At 55.4% G+C, this 19,733-nt stretch carries 13 protein-coding genes; 12 read left to right on the top strand and 1 reads right to left on the bottom strand.

Annotation, left to right across the window (positions count from 1 at the left end; all coding sequences use genetic code 11):
- The first annotated feature begins 8 nt into the window (after positions 1–8).
- The 3 genes from E6072_RS02840 to E6072_RS02830 are packed head-to-tail and all read left to right on the top strand — an operon-like array spanning position 9 to position 4,956.
- Complete coding sequence (locus E6072_RS02840; RefSeq protein WP_316693582.1) at positions 9–2,759, top strand: transglutaminaseTgpA domain-containing protein; 2,751 nt, start codon at positions 9–11, stop codon at positions 2,757–2,759.
- The gene (locus E6072_RS02835; RefSeq protein ID WP_316693580.1) at positions 2,740–4,191 is read left to right on the top strand and encodes a serine/threonine-protein kinase; all 1,452 of its coding nucleotides are present in this window, start codon (positions 2,740–2,742) and stop codon (positions 4,189–4,191) included. The genes E6072_RS02840 and E6072_RS02835 overlap by 20 nt, the downstream gene beginning before the upstream one ends.
- A 39-nt stretch (positions 4,192–4,230) precedes the next feature.
- A complete protein-coding gene (locus E6072_RS02830) occupies positions 4,231–4,956 on the top strand; it encodes an FHA domain-containing protein (RefSeq protein ID WP_316693578.1) in 726 nt (241 codons plus the stop codon).
- A gap of 167 nt (positions 4,957–5,123) precedes the next feature.
- Here E6072_RS02830 and ptsP read toward each other — a convergent pair whose 3' ends face one another.
- Entirely contained in the window at positions 5,124–6,794 is a 1,671-nt protein-coding gene (gene ptsP / locus E6072_RS02825; protein WP_316693577.1) for a phosphoenolpyruvate--protein phosphotransferase, read from the bottom strand.
- A 368-nt stretch (positions 6,795–7,162) separates the two neighbouring features.
- On the opposite strand from ptsP, the gene E6072_RS02820 reads away from it, so the two are divergent.
- The 9 genes from E6072_RS02820 (at position 7,163) to E6072_RS02780 (ending at position 19,708) form a co-directional block, all read left to right on the top strand.
- Positions 7,163–9,256: a fructose-specific PTS transporter subunit EIIC gene (locus tag E6072_RS02820; protein WP_316693576.1), complete on the top strand. Its 2,094-nt coding sequence runs from the start codon at positions 7,163–7,165 to the stop codon at positions 9,254–9,256.
- Positions 9,257–9,295: 39 nt separating this feature from the next.
- Positions 9,296–9,547 (top strand): HPr family phosphocarrier protein, encoded by a 252-nt coding sequence (locus E6072_RS02815; RefSeq protein ID WP_316693574.1) that lies wholly within the window; start codon positions 9,296–9,298, stop codon positions 9,545–9,547.
- 140 nt (positions 9,548–9,687) lie between these two features.
- Positions 9,688–10,518 carry an HPr family phosphocarrier protein gene (locus E6072_RS02810; RefSeq protein WP_316693573.1) on the top strand — a complete coding sequence of 277 codons (831 nt, stop codon included), beginning with the start codon at positions 9,688–9,690 and terminating at the stop codon, positions 10,516–10,518.
- Between the two features lie 40 nt (positions 10,519–10,558).
- Positions 10,559–11,008, top strand: coding sequence for a nucleoside-diphosphate kinase (gene ndk / locus E6072_RS02805; protein ID WP_316693572.1), 450 nt, complete (start codon positions 10,559–10,561; stop codon positions 11,006–11,008).
- 13 nt (positions 11,009–11,021) lie between these two features.
- Positions 11,022–14,696, top strand: a complete 3,675-nt coding sequence (gene smc / locus E6072_RS02800; protein WP_316693570.1) for a chromosome segregation protein SMC — start codon at positions 11,022–11,024, stop codon at positions 14,694–14,696.
- A gap of 83 nt (positions 14,697–14,779) precedes the next feature.
- A complete protein-coding gene (locus E6072_RS02795; RefSeq protein ID WP_316693568.1) occupies positions 14,780–15,541 on the top strand; it encodes a hypothetical protein in 762 nt (253 codons plus the stop codon).
- A gap of 88 nt (positions 15,542–15,629) precedes the next feature.
- Positions 15,630–16,976, top strand: a complete 1,347-nt coding sequence (gene ftsY / locus E6072_RS02790) for a signal recognition particle-docking protein FtsY (RefSeq protein ID WP_316693567.1) — start codon at positions 15,630–15,632, stop codon at positions 16,974–16,976.
- 36 nt (positions 16,977–17,012) lie between these two features.
- Positions 17,013–18,593, top strand: a complete 1,581-nt coding sequence (ffh, locus tag E6072_RS02785) for a signal recognition particle protein (RefSeq protein ID WP_316693566.1) — start codon at positions 17,013–17,015, stop codon at positions 18,591–18,593.
- The gene (locus E6072_RS02780) at positions 18,590–19,708 is read left to right on the top strand and encodes an amidohydrolase family protein (RefSeq protein ID WP_316693563.1); all 1,119 of its coding nucleotides are present in this window, start codon (positions 18,590–18,592) and stop codon (positions 19,706–19,708) included. The genes ffh and E6072_RS02780 overlap by 4 nt, the downstream gene beginning before the upstream one ends.
- The last annotated feature ends 25 nt before the right edge of the window (positions 19,709–19,733 follow it).

Here is a 19,733-nt window from a genome sequence, read left to right as displayed (position 1 = left end):
TTGTAGGCTTGAGCTCCCTGTTTCTCCTGATAGTTCCGTGTTACCTGTTTTCTTTGCCGTTTTTGGGTTTCACCGGGGTAATAGCTGCCGGCAGTGGAGCGCTATTAGGGTGCCTAGTAGCCCTGGTTAGTCGCCGTTGGCATCTGGGGGTAGTCTCCACTTTAACTTTAATGCTAGGGGTATTTTTACTCTTTGGCCCCACTCTGGCGGCTACGGATCCTTTGGGGCGGAAGTTTTACCCCACCCTGTCGGGTCTACAGGTTCTAGTTACTTCTGCGGTGACCTGCTGGCGAGATACTCTTACGGCTCCTTTGCCGCTAAGCGCAACCGGAGGAGCCGCGGTGCTACCTTTCCTCACCTGCCTCATTACCGCGCTTTTAGCGGGGTTAGCCGCAGCTTCGCGTCGACCTTGGGTGGCGCTAATACCTGCCACTATTAGCCTAGTGGTAGCGATCGCCTGGGGGTCTCAATTAGTTCCAGTAGCTCGTTGGGCAGGAGCCGCCTATTTCTTCCTGGCCTTACTTTGGTGCGGACTGGTTAGCGAGGCCGCTTCCAAGGCACGCAGGCGCGCAGTGAACCTAGCGGGAGCAGGAAAGAAAAACCGCTTGATCCGTCCGCTGGCGATGGTGGCAGTTACCCTAACTATTTGCTTGGCTTCAGCATCTTTGGCGGGGATTACCGAGCGAGGAAACCGGGAAGTGTTGCGCAGTCACGTCCTCCCCCCGGTGGAACTAGAAGATTTTATTTCCCCGTTAGCGTCCTTTAGGCACCTTTCGCGTGACTGGAAAGACAAAACTATTGCGGAAGTAAAAAACTATCCGGCGGGTAGTAGGATGCGTTTTGCCACTATGAACGCCTATGACGGTACTGTTTTCAAAATTGATCCCCAATTAAACGCACAGTTCCTGCAGGTCGATTCGCTGCTAGATAAAGGGGTGTCCGCTGACAGTAAAGCCGAAGTTAAACTGGTCAACTATGACCAACCTTGGGTGCCGATACTAGGTAATGCACAATCTCTAAAATTCGCAACCCAGCTCAAACCGGTGGTTTACTATTCGACTTCTCTGCGCTCGGCTTTTACCGCTAACCCTGGAGGTCTTTCCTATCAGGTAAGTTTCGCAAAGGAGCGTATTCCTAGCGATGCGAAGATGTCTGGCCTAGAGTTTGACCCCATTCCGCAAGGTAAAGATGAAGCGGTGCCGGTAGAAATTACTGAGCTTAACAACCAGTTAACTGCCCGGGCGACCAATCCCTTGCAAAAGGTGCGCAATGTTGAGTCCTACCTAGCAGGGCAAGGTTTCTTCTCCGATGGTTCCGATGGGCTTTCTCGGCCCGGGCATCGCGCCGCCCGGATGAGCCAGTTTTTCCAGGGACAAGAACTGATCGGTGATGATGAACAATATGCGGTAGCGATGGCCTTGATGGTGCGTGCTTTTGGGGCTCCGGCGCGAGTAGTGCTCGGAGCCTATCCGGGTGATAAAAAGGCGGGCGGGAACCTGAAACTTAAGGGGGATAACGTTCACGCCTGGGTGGAAGTAAAATTTAAAGAGGTCGGCTGGATCCCTTTCGACCCCACGCCTCCCCGCGATCGCGTACCCCGCACCGATCAACCGCAACCCAAATCGGTTCCAAAACCCCAAGTGCTGCAGCCCCCGCCTCCACCGGCTACTCCACCGGTGCTACCCCATGTGGAAAAACAAGCGCATGCCGATAATCATTCCACGGGAATGCAAATTTTGGCAGCGCTGGCGCAAGTGGCCAAATATGGTGGTTGGCTGCTGCTACTACTTTCCCCGATCTTGCTAACTCTCTTAGCTAAGTGGTATCGCTCCCGCAGGAGACGGCGTGCCAAAGAACCCCAGGACCGTCTCAAGGGAGCTTGGGAAGAAATAGTTGACCGTTTCCGGGATCGCGGAATCCGGCTCCCGGCGGGAGCTACTCGGCAAGAGGCCGCCTGGATAATCGATAGCTATCTGGGGACTATGAGCCAGGCGAAACCGCAGTCAGGAGCCCGAGAGCTAGCAGGGATCGCTGATTATCTAGATTACAGTCCCAGCAGCGATAGCGAAATCGATTCCGATTGGGCTTGGCAGCTAGTTAAAACCCTTACCGACAGCTGGAAAGCGGCAGCTGGAAAAGCTAAAGCGCTGGTGGCGGCAATTCGGCCGTCCTCGCTGTATAACCGGTTTATTCGCAGTAGTTTTGCTAAAAAGCTAGAGAAAATCCCCGGGGTGGGGAACGTCTTAACTCCCCGCAAAGAGCTGTCGCTACCGAGCCTATCTTTGGGACTTACTGAGCAGGAATATCAGCAGTTGCGTACCCCCTTGGCTCCCGGCAGTAGCGAAGAAACTGCCCCCGCCTCGGCGGAAGAAGGCGCATTTTCGGAAGCCACCCGCCTAGGACAAGTAGGACTGCCACAGGTGGGAGTAGATTCCGATGGTACCCGACTGGCTAACCGAGCCGAAGCGGCGGAAGCCACCCGGCTGAAGAATCCGCAAAGCTTGCCGCAAGCTACGCAGCTGGCAGAATTACCGCAGCCTCCTCGGCCGCCGGTAAACGAAGCAACTGCGGTAGCTAAGGAACCGAAACGCGGGGCAAATCCAGCTGCTACTCCCTGGCCACCGGCTCCCCCGAGGCCCCCGGAGCCTCCAGCTTTACCCCCGGAGCCGCTAGACTATACCCGCCGGGCGCCCTCGCCCCAAAATATGGATGAAACGCGGTTACGGAAAGGGGATGATGATGACCCAAACACCCCCTAAAATCCCGGGATTTAGCGTGCAATCGTTGTTAGGTAGAGGCGGATTTGCCGACGTTTATCTCTATAAACAAAAACGTCCCGAACGCCAAGTAGCAGTCAAAGTCCTGCGGGAACTAGGCAGTAGGGAAGGACGCCAAGTCTTCACTACCGAGGCCGACGCACTAGCTGCCACCTGTGCTCACCCGGCGATCCTGTCTTTATTTCAAACCGGAAAACTGCCGGATGGGCGTCCCTATTTGGTATTGCAATACTGTCCGGTGGCGAATTTGTCGCAGCGCGTCCGCCGCCAGCCGCTTTCACTGGCGGAATCCTTAGATACCACTATTCGCTTGGCAGGAGCCTTAGAAACGGTGCATCGAGCCGGGCTAGCGCACCGGGACGTGAAACCGGCAAACGTGCTGTTTTCGGAGTTTTCTACCCCGGTGCTATCAGATTTTGGTTTAGCTTTGCCGTTGGGTAAACCCCTGGCTCACCGCGACGTTTTAGGGTTATCGGTGCCGTGGGCGCCTCCCGAACAGCACGACGAGAACTCTTTGGCCGAAGCCACCAGTGATATTTATTCCCTGGCGGCAACTATGCATTCGCTAGTTACCGGTTGTAGTCCTTTCGAGATTCCGGGCGGCGATAACTCGGTATCTGCGCTGACCCAGCGGGTTTTGCATTCTACGCCCCGCCTGGATGCGCCCCAATTGATCTCCCCTTTGCGTGAGATTCTAGCATGGGCGCTGCAGTATGATCCGGCGGAGCGTCCCGAAAGTGCCGCGCAATTTGGGGTCACGCTACAAGAAGTGCAGCGCCGACTCTCTCTTCCGCTGACCAGTATGGATATCGCCAGCGATAATCCGACTTTGGCGCAAGTGGTCACCGATCCGGATGCTACCCGCCTTAAGGATGCCTCCGGTTCCCAAGGATCCCTGCCGGATAAAGAAGGCGGGAGGGCAGATAGTCCCTTAATCGTGGGGAGCCACTCGAGCGCGGCGCTTTCGCGTTCCCTATTACCCACCTCTCGGCTGGGATGGAGGCGGATTCTCCTAGCCATTATGGGTGCGCTGGTGCTGATAGCCGGGACTGCTGTCGGGGTATCCTACTATTTCAAAACGGGTACCAGCGCGGTTAAAACTGCGCCCAGTTCCAGCGAGCCTCTGATTACTGCCTCGGCGGATGACGGAATTATTGCCGAAATCTCCCCGGTTGCCGCCCTGGAAGGAAAATCTACCGCGGATGGCCAAATCGCCCTTACCTGGAAAGCGGGTGCCGGGGATTCTCCAGCGTCCTACCAGGTTAAGGTGATCCAAGATGGCAAGGACGCGGGCAGTCATACGGTTACGGAACCGAAAATAACTCTCCAGCCCCAGGGGGGTAAATGGTGCGTAAAAGTTTTTGCGGTTAGCTTAGATGGAAAAACCTCGCCTGGGGTAGACTGGTGCCAATAGCAGAGCGCAAAATTGCCGGTTGGTAATGGAGGAAAATCAATGGATAACGATCCCTACCAGTACTACCCGAACCAGTCGGGTGCAGCGAATGCAGGTTATGTACCACCCAGCGGGATTTATGGAGCGCCCCAGACAGAATCCGGGGTACCGGCGCCAAGCAGTCCCGATCCCTATGGTCAGCAGGCTAATGCCGTCTACCCTAATCCCTATGGCGAGCAGCCCGGTTCGGATCAATACTCGGGATATTATCCCCAAGGGGTTCCTACCTATCAGAGCAGCGAATATGGGCAACCTGGCTATCAGCAAGGGGGATACGAACAGGGGCAATATCAGCAACCATACGGGCAAGCAAACTATGGCCAGGGGCAATATGAGATGCCAGCTCAATATGGTGGGCAAGATGCTTACCAGCCAGCTCCCCGCTATACGGTTACTTCCGGGCAGGGGCAGTCCATGATTTTAGAGGACGCGATTGTGGTGGGGCGCCGTCCTGATGCGGCTACTTCCACCTATCCGCAAGCTCAAACTATGACCGTGCCCAGTCCTGCTAAACAGATTTCTCGTACCCACTGCCTGCTTTATATTGATGTAAATGGGATCCCCTCTTTGAAAGACTTAGAGTCAGTAAATGGCACCCGTTTGCGTCGCGGCGGACAAATCTACCCGATTGAACCGGCGCAGCCAGTGCAGCTGCAAGCAGGCGATATTGTCGATCTGGGGGAGGGGCAATACCTTTCTATCGGCACCGCTCCTGCCGGCTATTAAACCGGTTTAGATGCCGGTTCGAAAATTATAATAACTAAAAATTTGCTACTCGTGCCCGGGTAAAAAGCCTGGGCGCGAGTTGTTTTACCTTCAGGTTCTGGGAGTCTTATCGGGGATATTAGGAGTTAACGCGGGCAGTAGCGTTCCGGTAGCAACCTATTTAGCTATTAGTTGATCCCGAGGGCGCGGCGGGCTTTGTTGCGGGCATCTCCGCTATCTTGTGCCGTTAAAATGTCTTGGGCGGCGCGTTTGCATTGCTCTTTCGTAACTTTACCCAATTGGGAACCCACTGAGGGAATCGCCGAAGGCGCCATCGATAGGGAAGTGACCCCCATCCCTATGAGTACGCACGCCAAAACCGGGTCAGCTGCCGCCTCCCCGCATACCCCTACCGGTTTTTGCAGGCGTACTCCGGCGGCGGCTACTCGGGAAATCAACGTCAAAACTGCCGGTTGCCACGGATCAGTGTAGGTTGCCAGGTTAGCGTTCATCCTATCGGCGGCCATCACATACTGGCTAAGGTCATTGGTACCGATAGAAACGAAATCAACTTCCGCTAGGAACTGGTCAATCATGATCGCGACTGCTGGAACTTCCACCATAATTCCGGCAGTAAGTCCCCGCTGTCGAATCAGCTTGGCCACCCACTTTGCCTCCGACAGGGTAGAGACCATTGGCACCATTACCCAGTTTTTTCCTTGATGACCACGTGATGCCTGTGCGATTGCATCTAATTGTCGAGTAAAGAGGTCTTCGTCGATCCCGGTAGTGCGCAGTCCCCGCACTCCCAGAGCAGGGTTAGGTTCCTCCTCTAAAGTTGCCCAAGAAATAGGCTTATCCGATCCGGCATCCAAGGTGCGGGTAACTACTTTCTGATCCGGGAAAGCCGCAAACACCCGCGAATACTTCTCTGCCTGCTGCGCGCAAGTAGGTTCTTTCGTTGAATCCAGGAAACATAGTTCGGTGCGGAAAAGTCCTACTCCCTGTGCGTAGGCGTCAGCAGCTTTCTGTGCTCCGGTACCGTCTTGTACATTGGCGAGCAGTTCCACTTCCTCGCCGCTGGCCAGGCATGCCGGGCCTTGCCAGTTGCGGATAGCGGCGCGTGAGTGTAGGTCAGCTGCAACTTTTGGGTGGGCTTCTTCCGGGTTGGCGCCGGTAGTAATCGATCCCAGGGAGGCGTCTACAAATACTTTCTCCCCCGAGGGAATCTGGTGGAGCCTGCGCACCGCCACGATACAGGGGATCCCCAGTTGGCGGGCGATAATCGAAGTATGAGAGGTGGGGCCTCCCTGTTCGGTAACTAAAGCCAAGATTTTTTCCGGATTAAGCCCCGCGGTGTCAGCAGGTGCAAGATCATCGGCGAAAAGTACCGAGGGCTCACCAAGATGGGGTATACCCGGCTCGGGTTCGCCCAGTAGTTCTGCTGCTACCCGCATACACAGATCGTTCAAGTCAGTGGTACGTTCTGCCATCAATCTGCCGGCTTTTTCAAACATGGCGCAAAACATGTCGGTGGTGGTGATCACGGCGCTTACGGCGGGGGTACCTTTATTGATTGATTGAACCACCATCTTCTTGAACCCGGGATCGCGGGAGAGTTCGGCTTGAGCGGCTAAAATATCCGAGGCGGTGCCTACCGTGGATTTTGCACGTGTCAGTAGGCGTTCGGAGACTGTTTGAGCAGCTTTAAGGTAGCGATCGACCTCAGCTTTACGGGCAGCTAGCGGGAGTTTAGTGGCAGGTAATTTGGGGATCTCAAAATGGCTTACCCAGGCGACTGGCCCGTAGGCTAGACCATTTACTACCGGAGTTCCATAAATTGTTTCTGCTGCGGACAACTTCTCTCCTCGCCGAGGCCCCATAACGATCACAGTGTTACACGTCTCGCTGCATTTAACAAGATAAACATCGATACTGCCGCCGCAATGTGGGAACAGTCCATAAAGGCCTATTAGCCAAAAGGCCGCAATAATACTTAACTGTTGGGGAACTATTAAATACAATGACCGCAAGTGAGCAGGAATGCTGGGGCAAACTTGGCGACAAGCAGATGGCTGTGGGGGGGGGGAGGCAAGAATACCTATTCTTGGTGCGGCTGCCTGCGCGAAAGGTGAAACCCAGCCACTCACCCCGGCAGACATTAATCCCGGAGAAGTTAAAATTAGCGAGCCTGGCCTTTAAAGTTGCCTAACTAAATAGGAGATCCATGGAAGACGAGAGGTTAATCATCCCAGAGTTGGCGAGTCTAGATGAACCCCTGGGAAGCGATAAAAACAGCGTAATTAGAGCGCTGGCTGCTAAAATTGCTGCTAGCGGACGCGCTGAGGAGACTAGCTTGGTCGGCGACCTTTTGACTCGGGAAGCTAAGTCCGCAACCGGAATGCCCGGTGGAATTGCGATTCCGCACTGTCGCTGCCAAGCAGTGAACACGGTATCTCTCGCCTTTGCCCGGTTAAAAGAGCCAATAGCTTTTGGGGCCAAAGATGGCCCGGCCGATTTGATCTTTATGATTGCCGCCGGCGAAGGGCAAGGAAAAGATCATTTGAAACTACTGCAAAAGTTGGCGCACAAGCTGGTAGATAAGGACTTCCTTTCAATTTTGCGGTCTGTGGATTCTGCGGAAAAGGCAGCGCAAATAATAATGGCGGCACTAGCACCGTCCGTCCCTCCGGTAGCTACCGCAGCTCGGCGCGAACCAGTGGCAGCAGCTAAGGCTACACAAGTGCCGATTGATCCAACTGATCCAACTTCTCCATCTCCCATAGAATCCTCTAGCCCGGTATCGCAAGAAAAGAAAACCGGTTACCAGGGGGAATATCTGGTGGCAGTGACTTCTTGTCCCACGGGGATCGCTCACACCTATATGGCGGCTGATGCGCTAATCAATAAAGGCAAAGAACTAGGGGTCACAGTGCATGTAGAGGCACAAGGATCTGGACATTTTAACCGGTTAGATCCCGCAATAATAACCGGTGCAGCAGGAGCGATATTCGCACATGATGTGAGTGTGCAGGCTCCGGAGCGCTTTTCCCAGCTGCCACTAGTAGATGTGGGGGTTAAAGCAGCTATTAATGATCCCGAAAGGTTAATTCGGGAGGTAATCGCGAATAATAAGGCTCGGCAGGGCGCGCCCGTATCTGCTACGCTTCCGGCGAGGAAAGCTAGAAACCCACATTGGGGAGCGCGAATCCAAAAGGCAGTAATGGCGGGGGTTTCCTATATGATTCCCTTCGTGGCTGCTGGCGGTCTGTTGATTGCTTTAGGATTCTTGCTAGGAGGCTACGATGTTTCCGACCCGGCACAAGACATTTCCCTAAATTTCTCTTTGTGGAAGTTGCCAGATTCTGGCCCCTTCGGGGAAGGACAAATGCATACCAACCGCTCCGGACTTGCGCTATACCTGGGGGCTCTGCTGGTGTTTCTAGGTCAAACTGGAATGAGTTTCCTGGTGCCGGCGCTTTCGGGGTATATCTCCTTCGGCTTAGCAGGCCGTCCCGGGATTGCTCCCGGCTTTATTGGTGGGGCGATTTCCATCGCGGTAGGAGCCGGTTTCATCGGAGGGCTGGTAACTGGAATCGTGGCCGGAATTATTGCTAACTGGCTATCTGCCGTGGAGTGTCCGCGGTGGTTAGCAGGGCTAATGCCGGTGGCGATTATTCCGTTAATAACGACGCTATTAACAGGGCTGTTAATGCTCATGCTGCTGGGAGGTCCGCTGGCAGCTTTGATGAGGGGACTACAGCATTGGCTGAACTCTTTGGCCGGATCTTCCGCGATTATCCTCGGGATAGTAATCGGTCTAATGATGTGTTTCGATCTGGGAGGCCCGGTAAATAAAGCCGCCTACCTGGTAGCAACTGCCGGGTTGTCCCAAGGAACCGATGGAGCATATCAGTTTATGGCGGCAGCGATGTTGGCCGGAATGGTGCCCCCGTTAGCAATGGCACTGTCCTCTACCGTGCAGCCGAAACTATATTCACCGGCAGAACGACATAGCGGTAAAGCCGCCTGGCTGTTGGGTCTCTCTTTCATTTCCGAGGGCGCGATCCCCTTTGCCGCTACCGACCCGTTGCGGGTTATTCCCTCGATGATGGCGGGAGGGGCAGTAACTGGTGCCCTGGCAATGGCGTTAGGAGTAGGTTGCCGCGCTCCCCATGGGGGAATCTTTGTGCTATTTGCCTACACCAATGTATTGGGGGCGGTTATTGCCCTGGTAGCGGGGGTGGCAGTAGGTGCAGCGGCCATCACCTTCGCCAAGGTGAATCGCAAAAAACCGGCAGCCGCCAAAGCAGACGATTAAGCGGAAAATAGATTAGGGAAAGCAGAAATAATGGCTTCAATGACGGTAAAAGTGGGATCGCCGGTGGGATTACATGTGCGTCCGGCTGCGATTATCGCCGCCAAAGCTGGCGAATTTGCTGAAGAAATCACTATTGCGACCGCTGAAGGGGCACCAGTGGCTGCCTCTTCGATGATGTTAATCATGACCTTAGGGGCTGAATACGGGGCAGAAGTTACTGTAGAGAGCGAAAACCCGCAGGCAGTTGCGGCCATTGCCGAGCTAGTCGCCAAAGATCTGGACGCCGCCTAAGCTAAGGCGTTTGGGGCATCCGATTTAGTGGTTAACATTTCTGCAATAGTTACTGGGCAGAGCGCGAATCCATCTAAGGTTTAAGTCACACCCCCTGCGCGATAACCTAGAGGAGATACCTGTACCTGGGAGGAAGTACCATGCGTCCTAAAACCGCCTTTATTGTCGTTTCGCAATCGCAAACCTTGGCGCGCGGAGTATGCGAAGTGGTAGCCACGCTAGCTCCGGAGGTTATTGTTGAACCCTGCGGGTGCCACGATGAAGGCTTGGGCACGGCCTCGCAAATCGTGGCTACCAAGGTTTCGGCGGTAATGGAAAAAATGTCAGAGCAGGACGCAATGGTATTGATGGCAGATTTTGGAGCCGCCCGCCTGGCCTGCCAGCAAGTAATCACCGATCTAGGGGAGCGATTTTTGCGGCTAGGACGCGGGCCGCTGATAGAAGGAACCGCCGCGGGAGCAGTAGCGGCTGCTCAAGGTGCTGACTTAGCAGAAGTTTTGCGCTCTATCAGCGCTGCTGCCCAATTTTTCCCCGAGGAGGACGCGGCCGATATCCTGCCGCCTGCTCCCGCTGTAGACCCGCTCGCTCCGCGGACTGTGATCTACGGCGGTACCGAGCCGCTTTCAGCGCGTCCGGCTGCACGACTAGCGAGGATCGCTACCGGATTTGATGCTGAGGTGACCATTAATGAGGTAGATGCGGGCAGCGTGCTGGCCTTGATGGGACTAAAAGTAGAACCGGGAGAGGAACTGCGGATTGCGGCCGAGGGAGCGGAATCTCGCCGGGCTCTTGACGCGGTAGAGGCAGAACTGAGCGCCCCTAACGCGCCGGAGCCTAAGGAAATAGCTACCGACCAGAGGGCGCAGGCGCAAGCAGCAGGGCAGCCTGGCGAAGCGCTCGATCCCACGGCATCTGCAGAGCTGATAAAAAGAATTGGAGTCGGGCCTTTGCCGGTATCCTTAGAAAAGTAAACCCCGCAGAAAGCATCGGGAAAGAAGAAAGGCAGCGGCAATGAACGAACTGAAGCTAGATCCGAATAAGGAATATACCTTGATACTGGTTAAGCCGGATGGGTATCATCGCGGATTGGTCGGAAAAATTTTGGCGCGTATTGAGCAAAAAGGTTACGCCATCGTAGCGCTGCGGGTGGCAGAGGCCACCGATGATGAGTTGCACGATCACTATGAAGAGCATCGGGGTAAGCATTTCTTCGAATCTATGGTTGATTTTATGCAGAGCGGAAAAATCGTAGCCGCCGTTATCGAAGGTACCCGGGTAGTGGAAGGGGTGCGTTCCCTGGTGGGATCCACTAACCCCACAGAGGCTGCCCCCGGGACTATTCGCGGAGATTTTGGACGCGACTACGACAGTGGACATATTCAGAACCTGGTACATGCAGCAGATTCTCCCGCCTCCGCTGCTCGCGAGATCAAAATTTGGTTCCCGGAAGCCGCTAAATAGCTGGAGCAGATAGATGTATGTAAAGTCGTTGACGCTGCGCGGATTTAAATCTTTCGCCAGCGCCACCACTTTGCAGTTCACTCCGGGAATCATCTGTGTAGTCGGTCCCAACGGTTCTGGTAAATCCAATATTGTCGACGCCCTCGCCTGGGTTATGGGGGAACAGGGCGCCAAGAATCTGCGCGGCGGATCCATGGCGGATGTTATTTTTGCGGGCACCAGTTTCCGCTCATCCCTCGGGCGGGCAGAAGTAGCGCTCACCATTGATAACACCAATGGGGAACTGCCGATTGATTATTCGGAAGTTACTATATCCCGCACCCTATTTCGCCAGGGCGGCTCGGAGTACGCGATTAACGGAACTGCCTGCCGGCTGTTAGATATCCAAGAGCTGCTATCGGATACCGGTATGGGACGCAATATGCACGTCATTATCGGGCAGGGCAAACTCGACCAGGTGCTATCGGCGGATCCTTCTCAGCGGCGAGCTTTGATTGAAGAGGCCGCTGGGGTACTCAAACACCAGCGGCGTAAAGAACGGGCATTGCGCAAACTTGACGGCTTAGAAGACAAGCTGTCCCGGCTTTCCGATCTGACTCAAGAGATTCAAAAACAACTGGGGCCATTAGCGCGGCAAGCTAAAACTGCCCGGCGAGCGGCGGTTTTACAGGCGCAGGCGCGCGACGCCGGGTGCCGGATCCTGGCTGATGATCTGCAGCAGCTGCGCTCGCAGCTTGCTCGCTACCAGGAAAGTGAGCAAACTCTGACGCTCCAGCGCGAAGAATTAACTGGGAAACTAGCAAAACGGCGCGAAAAACTAGCGCAACTAACCGCCGATGCGCAGCAAAGTGATTTAGGAGGGCGAGCTGCGAACCTGTGGCAACAGCTCACGACCCTCACCGAGCGTCTACGGGCTTTGGGAGCGCTAGCTGAGGAACGAGCCGCTTCCCTGTCAAAACCAGAACCGCTTCCCTCTGGTCCTAGCGTGGCAGAGCGACAAAAGCATTTAGCGCGGCTGCAAAGCGACTTGGCAGCAAAGGATGAGGAAGCTTTGGCGCGGCGCAAACAATGTGATGCGGCGCAGGCAATGCGGGAAGAAACTACCCGAAAAGTTGGAGAGCTAACGCGCATCACTCAGGAATTGCGGCAGGAAGCCCAGCAGAAAACCCAAAAAGGTGCTCGCCTGGAACGAGAATTAGAAACCGCAAAAGCACGTTTAGAGGCGGCGGACTCGCGGCTTAAAAGAGCGGAAAAGGCGGCTGAGGCGGCGCGGGAAAAACTGTCGGCGGCGCGCGCGCAGCAGGCGGCTCACCGCGAGGAAACGGTTGATGAAGGGGCAGATGCGGCTAGCCGATATCGCGAGCTGGCGCAGGCAGAAGAAACGGTGCGCAACCAATTAGAAAAAGCACGTGACCAGCTGCGGGAAAGTGAAGCTAAAGCGGTGGCTGCCACCGAAAGCGAAACTAGTCTTCGTCAAGTCTTGGCTGCCTCTTCTAGCCAAGCGCAAAATGCATTCGCCCAGGCGGCTAAGCCACAAGGCGACCTAGCTTCGTTGATTAGTGTTTCTGATCGCTGGGAAAAGGCGATTGCGGCCTTACTGGGAACAAGCGGTGCCGCCCTCGTAGTAGAGGCTTGCCAGGTAGAGGCAGGATTAGGGGCGGTTAAAGGCAACACCGGGATTGTTAGCTGGGTGCTAGGGGAGGGTGAAAGCCAAGAGCGGATCCCTATGAGTGAGGAGCAAAGCGCGAAAGAAGAGGGCGTGATACCTGCCTTGGCGGCAGTGGAAGCGCCGCCCTCCCTGCATGCGGTGTTAAAAGCAATCCTGGCAGATAGCTATTTGGCACCGGATTTAGCGGCGGCGCGTGCCCTGGTACAAAACCTCCCTCAGGCGCGGGTAGGGATAACAGATGGCACGGTTATCAGTAAGTATTTAGGAAGCACCGGCAGTGGCGGGGTGAACCGCATCCAGGTCGAGCGTCAGCTTCGCTTAGCGCGCCAGGCCGCGGCGGATGCCCGCAAACAAACGGAGGAAGCCCGCGCAAAGGTGCAGGCGAGTACCCAGGAGCTTTCCCAAGCGGCGGCAGCTAGCGCCCAGGCGTTGAAAACCTTACGGGCTGCTGATGCTCAGGCCGCTGCACAAGCCCAAAAACGGGCGCTTCGAGAAGCGGCAGTCAGGGGAGCCGAGAGCGAAACCCAGCAATCTGCCAGTGAAGTAGACCAAGCACAGGCGGATGTGGACACCTGCGCTCACCAGGTTGCGGTTGCCGAAAAAGCCTGCAGTGACTTTGCTGGCAGTGAAGATTTAGCTCCTTTACAAGCAGCCGAACAGGCTTTAGAACAGGCTCGCGCCGCAGATTTGACAGCCCGGGAAAAAGAAGCAGAAACCCATTTGGCTTTGGCGGCTGCCACTCAGATCACCACTAATTTGCGGGAACGCTTCCAGGGAGAAGTTAAATATTTGGAGCGTTTCCAATTGCGCCTGGCTGCCGCCAAGCAACGGGAAATCAAACACGCCCAAGATGCACAAAGGATGTTGCAGGTAGCCTCCTGGTGTGAGATTTTTGCCCGCCAGGGAGCGCAGGTAGCGCAAGTTGCGAAAACTTGGCGGGAAAGCGCCGATGCTGCCCGCGAAGCATCCTCACAGGCAGCGCAGCAGATGCGTAGCGAAATTGATCGCTTGAATAAAGAATTATCGCAGTTAAACGATCTTTCCCGCCGTGATGAGGTGGCAGCGGCAGAGTATCGAGTGCGCGCCGAACAACTAACCCAGCAAGCCCAAGAACGCTATGCCCTTTCTGAAGAAGAGCTGATTGCAAGCTTCGGTCCGCAACAGCTGGTTCCCGACCCTGATTTGCTGGCGAGTAAAGCCGCCAATGCGCAAGAAACAGCCGCCACTGCCTCGAAAGAAGAGGAAGCGGATCGAGGAGAAATTGAGGGTGAGGAAGCGGCAAATACCGACACCGAGCAGGTGGAGACGGATCAAGACCGCGAAAGTTCCAGCGAGCAAGATGAGGGACTTTGGCGTCCCTATGATCGCGCTGAGCAGAGCGCGTTGCTAGAAAAAGCTAATCGCGCCATCTCGCGGCTGGGCAAAGTAAATCCTTTGGCGCTGGAAGAACACAGCGCCCTCGAAAAACGTTTCGAGTTCTTAATGGGGCAGCTCCAAGATCTGCGTACTTCCAAAGCTGACCTGCTAGTAGTAGTACGAGAAGTTGATAATCGGGTAAAAGAAGCATTTGAACAGGCGTTCACCGATATTTCCCGAGAATTTACGGAGGTATTTGCACGGCTGTTCCCCGGGGGAACCGGTTCACTAAAACTAACTGATAGTAGCGATATGCTCACTACCGGAGTAGAGGTTAACGCCCGACCTGCCGGAAAGAATGTGCAGCGCCTGTCGCTGCTGTCTGGTGGGGAGCGTTCCCTGGCGGCACTGGCATTTTTAATCGCGATTTTCAAAGCCCGCCCTTCGCCCTTCTATATCTTGGATGAGGTAGAAGCCGCCCTCGATGATTTGAATCTGTCGCGGATGTTGGAACTGTTTAAACAGTTGCGAGAAGTTAGCCAAATGATCATCATTACGCACCAAAAACGGACGATGGAAGTGGCGGATGTACTCTATGGGGTTACTATGCGCGATGGGGTGTCTCGGGTGATTTCCCAGCGGGTAGCACCGGTAGATAGCTAAGATCACACCCAATTCTGGTAACAGTTTGGTATCGGACAAGAGCTAAGATCGGTAAATTCTTTAACTCTGGGCATAATAGAAACGTGACTGAACCGTTGATCTTGCTATTCGTAGGCATTGGCGTCGCTGTGTTGATTGGGGTGCTGGTGGTAGCGGTAATGGTTCGTACCCGTCGTCCCGGTGGGGGGATTCGCAATTGGATACGCGAGTCCGCGGACTCCTGGCAAGAAAACGACTATCGTTCCCGCGGCGAATCTAGTGGGCAGCGAGTTCGCTTAGATACTTTATTAGCCGAGGCTTCCCCTGGTGATTCGGCAAATCCTCTCGCCGAAGTCGAGAGTTTGCGCAGTGCCGCCGGGCAAATGTGGGGAGAAGAAGTGGGCGCGATTCGTGCGCGGCGGGCAGAAAAGGAAACCTCGCGGGCAAATGGAGCGGCGAACTTACCGGCAGCTGATGAGGTTCCTGCCGGGCAGCTACCTCCCACTTTCGCTCCCGCGCGGCGGCGTCGCCTCCCTAAAAATGAAGCGGTTTCGGTTACGAAAGATCCTGAAGACGCCACCAGTTATGTCCCGGTAGTTCCTAGTGGGAAATCAGCAATCTCGCCCGTTATACCTAGCCAGAAAGCGCAGTCAGCGGCGGATGACCAAGCTTTGGAGAGCGCAAATTCGGAGCAGGGTAATTCGGAGCAGCAAAGCTCTAAGCCTGCCAAACCTATACGTCGTTGGGCACGCAAATTCACTCCGGATCCTGGTGAAAGTGAGATTCGCGAGGACGAAAATGATCTGCCCCCAGAGGAGACCTTCCACGTAGATAAAATTTCTTGGCAGCGAGTACACGCAGAATAATAAGTAACCTACCTGCCTAGATAGCAAGCTTGGGCTTTAGAATCCCAGCTAATATGACCTGAGCGCCCCAATAGGTGACAATAGGGATATGGATTTTCTATTTTCACCCCTCGGGATTGTGGTTGTAGTTCTGGTTCTGGCATTAGTGGGAACTGGCGGCGCGCTGGCAGCGCGCTCGGCGAAAACTAAAAAGCAGCTAGAGGCCTCCAAAGCCAAACAACTTGGAGCTAGCGCGAGTGAAACAGGTGAGAAGCAGGCAGTAACTGCCACCGAACAGCCGGAAACTGAAGTAGTTGACCAGTCTGAAGAACCTGCAGTTACCGCGGAAGAGAGTGCGCCAACGCTTGCTGAAGAGGACGCGGTTGCGGAGCCTAAAGCTACGGAGCCGGAATCACTAGCAGCGCAAGCAGCTTCACCGGTGACGGAACCGCGCGAAGCTCCGGCTTGCGAGGAGCAAGCTCAGCCGGACACGCAGGAAGAAGAAAGCACTGAGCCCGCCTTCGAAACCCCCGAACCCGCCCAAGGACGAATGCAGCGGCTGCGCTCACGCCTAGCGAAATCTGGTTCCTTCGGAAAAATGCTGCTGGGGGTGCTCGGTCGCGGAGACCTGAGTGCGGAAGATTGGGAAGAAATAGAAGATACCTTGCTAATGGCGGATTTAGGGATTGCCGCTACCGATGAACTGATGGAAGATCTGCGCACCCAAGCGAAAGTGCTGGGAACTTCCGATCCGGAGAAAATCCGGGAGATTCTGCGCGCAAAACTGATTGAACTGGTAAACCCGGATCTAGATCGCAGCCTAAATCTAGAGCAGGCCGATGGGACAAAGCCGGGGATCGTCCTCGCCGTAGGAGTAAATGGCACCGGGAAAACCACTACCGTAGGCAAGATTGCCCGTATTTTGGTGGCGGAAAACAAGTCAGTCGTGCTGGGAGCAGCTGATACTTTCCGGGCGGCCGCCGCTGACCAGCTAGAGACTTGGGGAAAGCGGGTCGGGGTGGAAGTAGTACGTTCCGATAAAGAGGGCGCTGACCCCGCCTCTGTAGCCTTTGACGCGGTCAAATACGGAAAAGAAAAAGACCTGGATGTGGTGTTGGTTGATACCGCTGGGCGCTTGCAGAACAAAGCCGGTTTGATGGACGAGTTAGGTAAGGTCAAACGGGTAATCGAAAAGAGTGCTCCGGTAACCGAGACCCTGCTGGTTCTAGATGCCACTACGGGGCAAAACGGGATGCAACAGGCAAAGGTGTTCTCGGAAGTGGTGGATGTCAGCGGAATAGTATTGACAAAACTTGATGGAACGGCTCGGGGTGGAATCGTAGTTAGCGTACAACGTGAACTATCTGTGCCGGTCAAGCTGGTGGGGCTGGGAGAAGGCCCAGATGATTTGGCGCCCTTCGTTCCCGAAGACTTCGTAGACGCGCTGCTGAAGTAAACTAGACGGCGAAACTATCTCCAGGAGGAAACCACTTTGTTCAATAGCCTGTCTGATCGCCTAGCCGATTCCTTTAAGCGTCTACGCTCTAAAGGCTTGCTGACCGAGGCGGATGTTGACGCTACCGTCTCCGAGATTCGGCGCGCCCTATTAGAGGCTGACGTAGCGCTACCGGTAGTCCGCCAGTTCACCAAAGCGGTGCGGCAAAAAGCCTATGGGGCAGCGCGTTCGAAAGCGCTCAATCCCGGCCAGCAGGTAGTCAAGATTGTTCACGAGGAACTGGTTGAGGTTCTGGGGGGCGAGACCCGTCAGCTACATTATGCCAAGCGCGGACCCTCCGTGTTTATGCTGGCCGGTCTGCAAGGTGCTGGTAAAACCACTTTGGCTGGGAAACTCGGAAAGTGGCTGCGCGAAGAAGAAGGCAAACGCGTCCTCCTGGCTGCCTGTGACCTCCAGCGTCCCGGTGCGGTTACGCAGCTAAGTATCGTCGCCGAAAAGGCCGGGGTAGATATTCACGCCCCCGAATCCGGGGACGGGCAAGGCGATCCGGTCGAGGTAGCCCGCTCGGGGTTAAACCTGGCGATTACCGAAGGCTATGACGTAATCATTGTCGATACTGCGGGACGCCTGGGCGTTGACGAGGAAATGATGCGTCAGGCGCGTGACATCCGTGACGCCATTAACCCCCACGAAATCCTCTTCGTATTGGACTCAATGGTGGGGCAGGACGCGGTGCAAACCTCGATTGCCTTCCGTGACGGGGTGGGCTTTACCGGGGTAGTGCTCTCTAAACTTGATGGTGACGCTCGCGGCGGGGCGGCGCTATCGGTGCGCGGAGTAACCGGGCAACCGATTCTTTTTGCCTCTACCGGCGAAAACTTGGGTGATTTTGAGCGTTTCCATGCCGAGAGAATGGCCGGACGTATCCTCGATATGGGCGATATGCTCACCCTGATTGAGCAAGCGCAAAAAGCTTATGACCAAAAAGAGGCCGAGGCGCTGGCTCGCAAGATGCAAAAAGGCCAGTTCACCCTGACTGACTTTATGGCGCAGCTGCAACAGCTCCGCAAGATGGGGTCGATGAAGAAACTGATGGGAATGCTGCCCGGCATGAACCAGTACCGCGACCAATTGGATGCCTTCGATGAGAAAAGTATCGACCGGATCGAAGCTATCGTAAACTCCATGACTCCGGCAGAACGTGACGACTTGTCCCTGCTGAACGGTTCGCGGCGCGCCCGGATTGCGCGCGGTTCCGGCACCACGGTAACCGAGATTAACGGCCTGGTAGAGCGGTTTACGCAGGCTTCGAAAATGATGAAACGCATGTCCAATGGGGGCGGGATCCCCGGAATGCCCGCTATGCCCGGAATGCCGGGCGGGCGCGGAGGAGCTACCAAGAAACAGCGGAAGGCAGGCAAGAAGAATCGCCGCAAGTTCGGCAATCCGGCGAAGCAAAAACAGTGGGAGGCTCAGCAAGCTACGAAAGGGGAGGCTCCGGCACCCGCTGCCGGCAGCGCTTTCGGAATCGGTGCTACCCAACCAGGTGCCCCGGCCGCTGCTCCCACCTTGGATGATTTGCCCGATGACTTGAAACGGATGCTCGGTCAGCGATGAAGTTGCTGAGCGGAAATTTTTATTACCGCGAGCAAGCTAGGCAGGCTCCCCGCTGGGTGCGCGGGCAGTTATCGATCACCGAGGACGGATGCTTCGGAGAGTTTAGAGAAGATAACAGCACTGGTGGCGACTATTTTCTACCCGGATTTTGCGATGTGCATTGCCATATCGGGTTCGCGGCGGTAGGACAGATAGCTACCCCACAAGAAGCATTAGCGCAGGCACAGGCAGATCGGGACTGCGGAATTTTAGCCATTCGCGACTGCGGAAACCTGGAATACGCCCCCGGGATTTTAGGGAATCCCGAATTACCCCCAATTATTCGCTGCGGACGCCATATCGCCCGTCCAAAACGCTATCTGCGCCTGCTGCCGCTAGAGGTTGAAAACCTGAGTGATTTGCCGCAGGTGATGGCCACCCAAGCGCAGCAAAGTGACGGCTGGGTAAAAATAGTGGCCGACTGGATTGACCGCTCAAATGGAGTGGAATCGGACTTAGATCCCCTGTGGCCAACCGAAATTTTGAAGGAGGGGATTGCAGCTGCCCATCAGGCGGGAGCGCGGGTAACGGCGCACGCATTTTCCCATAAAGCGATCGCGGGATTACTGGAAGCGGGGATCGACTGTATCGAACATGGCAGTGGGATCGATAGTGACCAGGCACAAGAGTGCGCCCGCCGTGAGATTCCCGTCACCCCAACTTTGCTGCAGGTGGAGCTGTTTAATCAGTTCGCAGCGCAGGCGGGTAAGAAATATCCGGTATATGCGGCGACGATGCAGCAAATGTGGGAGCAGCGGCGCGAACATTTTGCGATGCTCCATCAAAGCGGAGTGCAATTGCTGCCCGGTACCGATTCTGGCGGGTATCAGCCACATGGACAGTTGGGGCGGGAACTGGCGCTGTGGGAACGCGGCGGCGTGCCGGCCCGGGAAATTATTGATTTTGCTACCTGGCGAGCCCGCGACTATCTGGGGATTGGCGCTCTAGAGCCGGGAGGGCGCGCCGACTACCTGCGCTATTCCTCAGACCCGAGGGGTGAGATGGCACGGGCAACTAAACCCGAACAAGTGGCGTTAGTTGGGCAAAAGTTTTCCCCTGCAGTTGCGGTTAGCTAGGACTAATAGCCCAAAAAGGGTAATA

Origin of the sequence: Varibaculum cambriense, assembly GCF_032557235.1 — a bacterium.
In the GTDB taxonomy this organism is placed as follows: Bacteria; Actinomycetota; Actinomycetes; order Actinomycetales; family Actinomycetaceae; genus Varibaculum; species Varibaculum cambriense_C.
The sequence above is the reverse complement of the archived record's forward strand: the minus strand, read 5'-3'. Positions and strand labels throughout refer to the sequence as shown.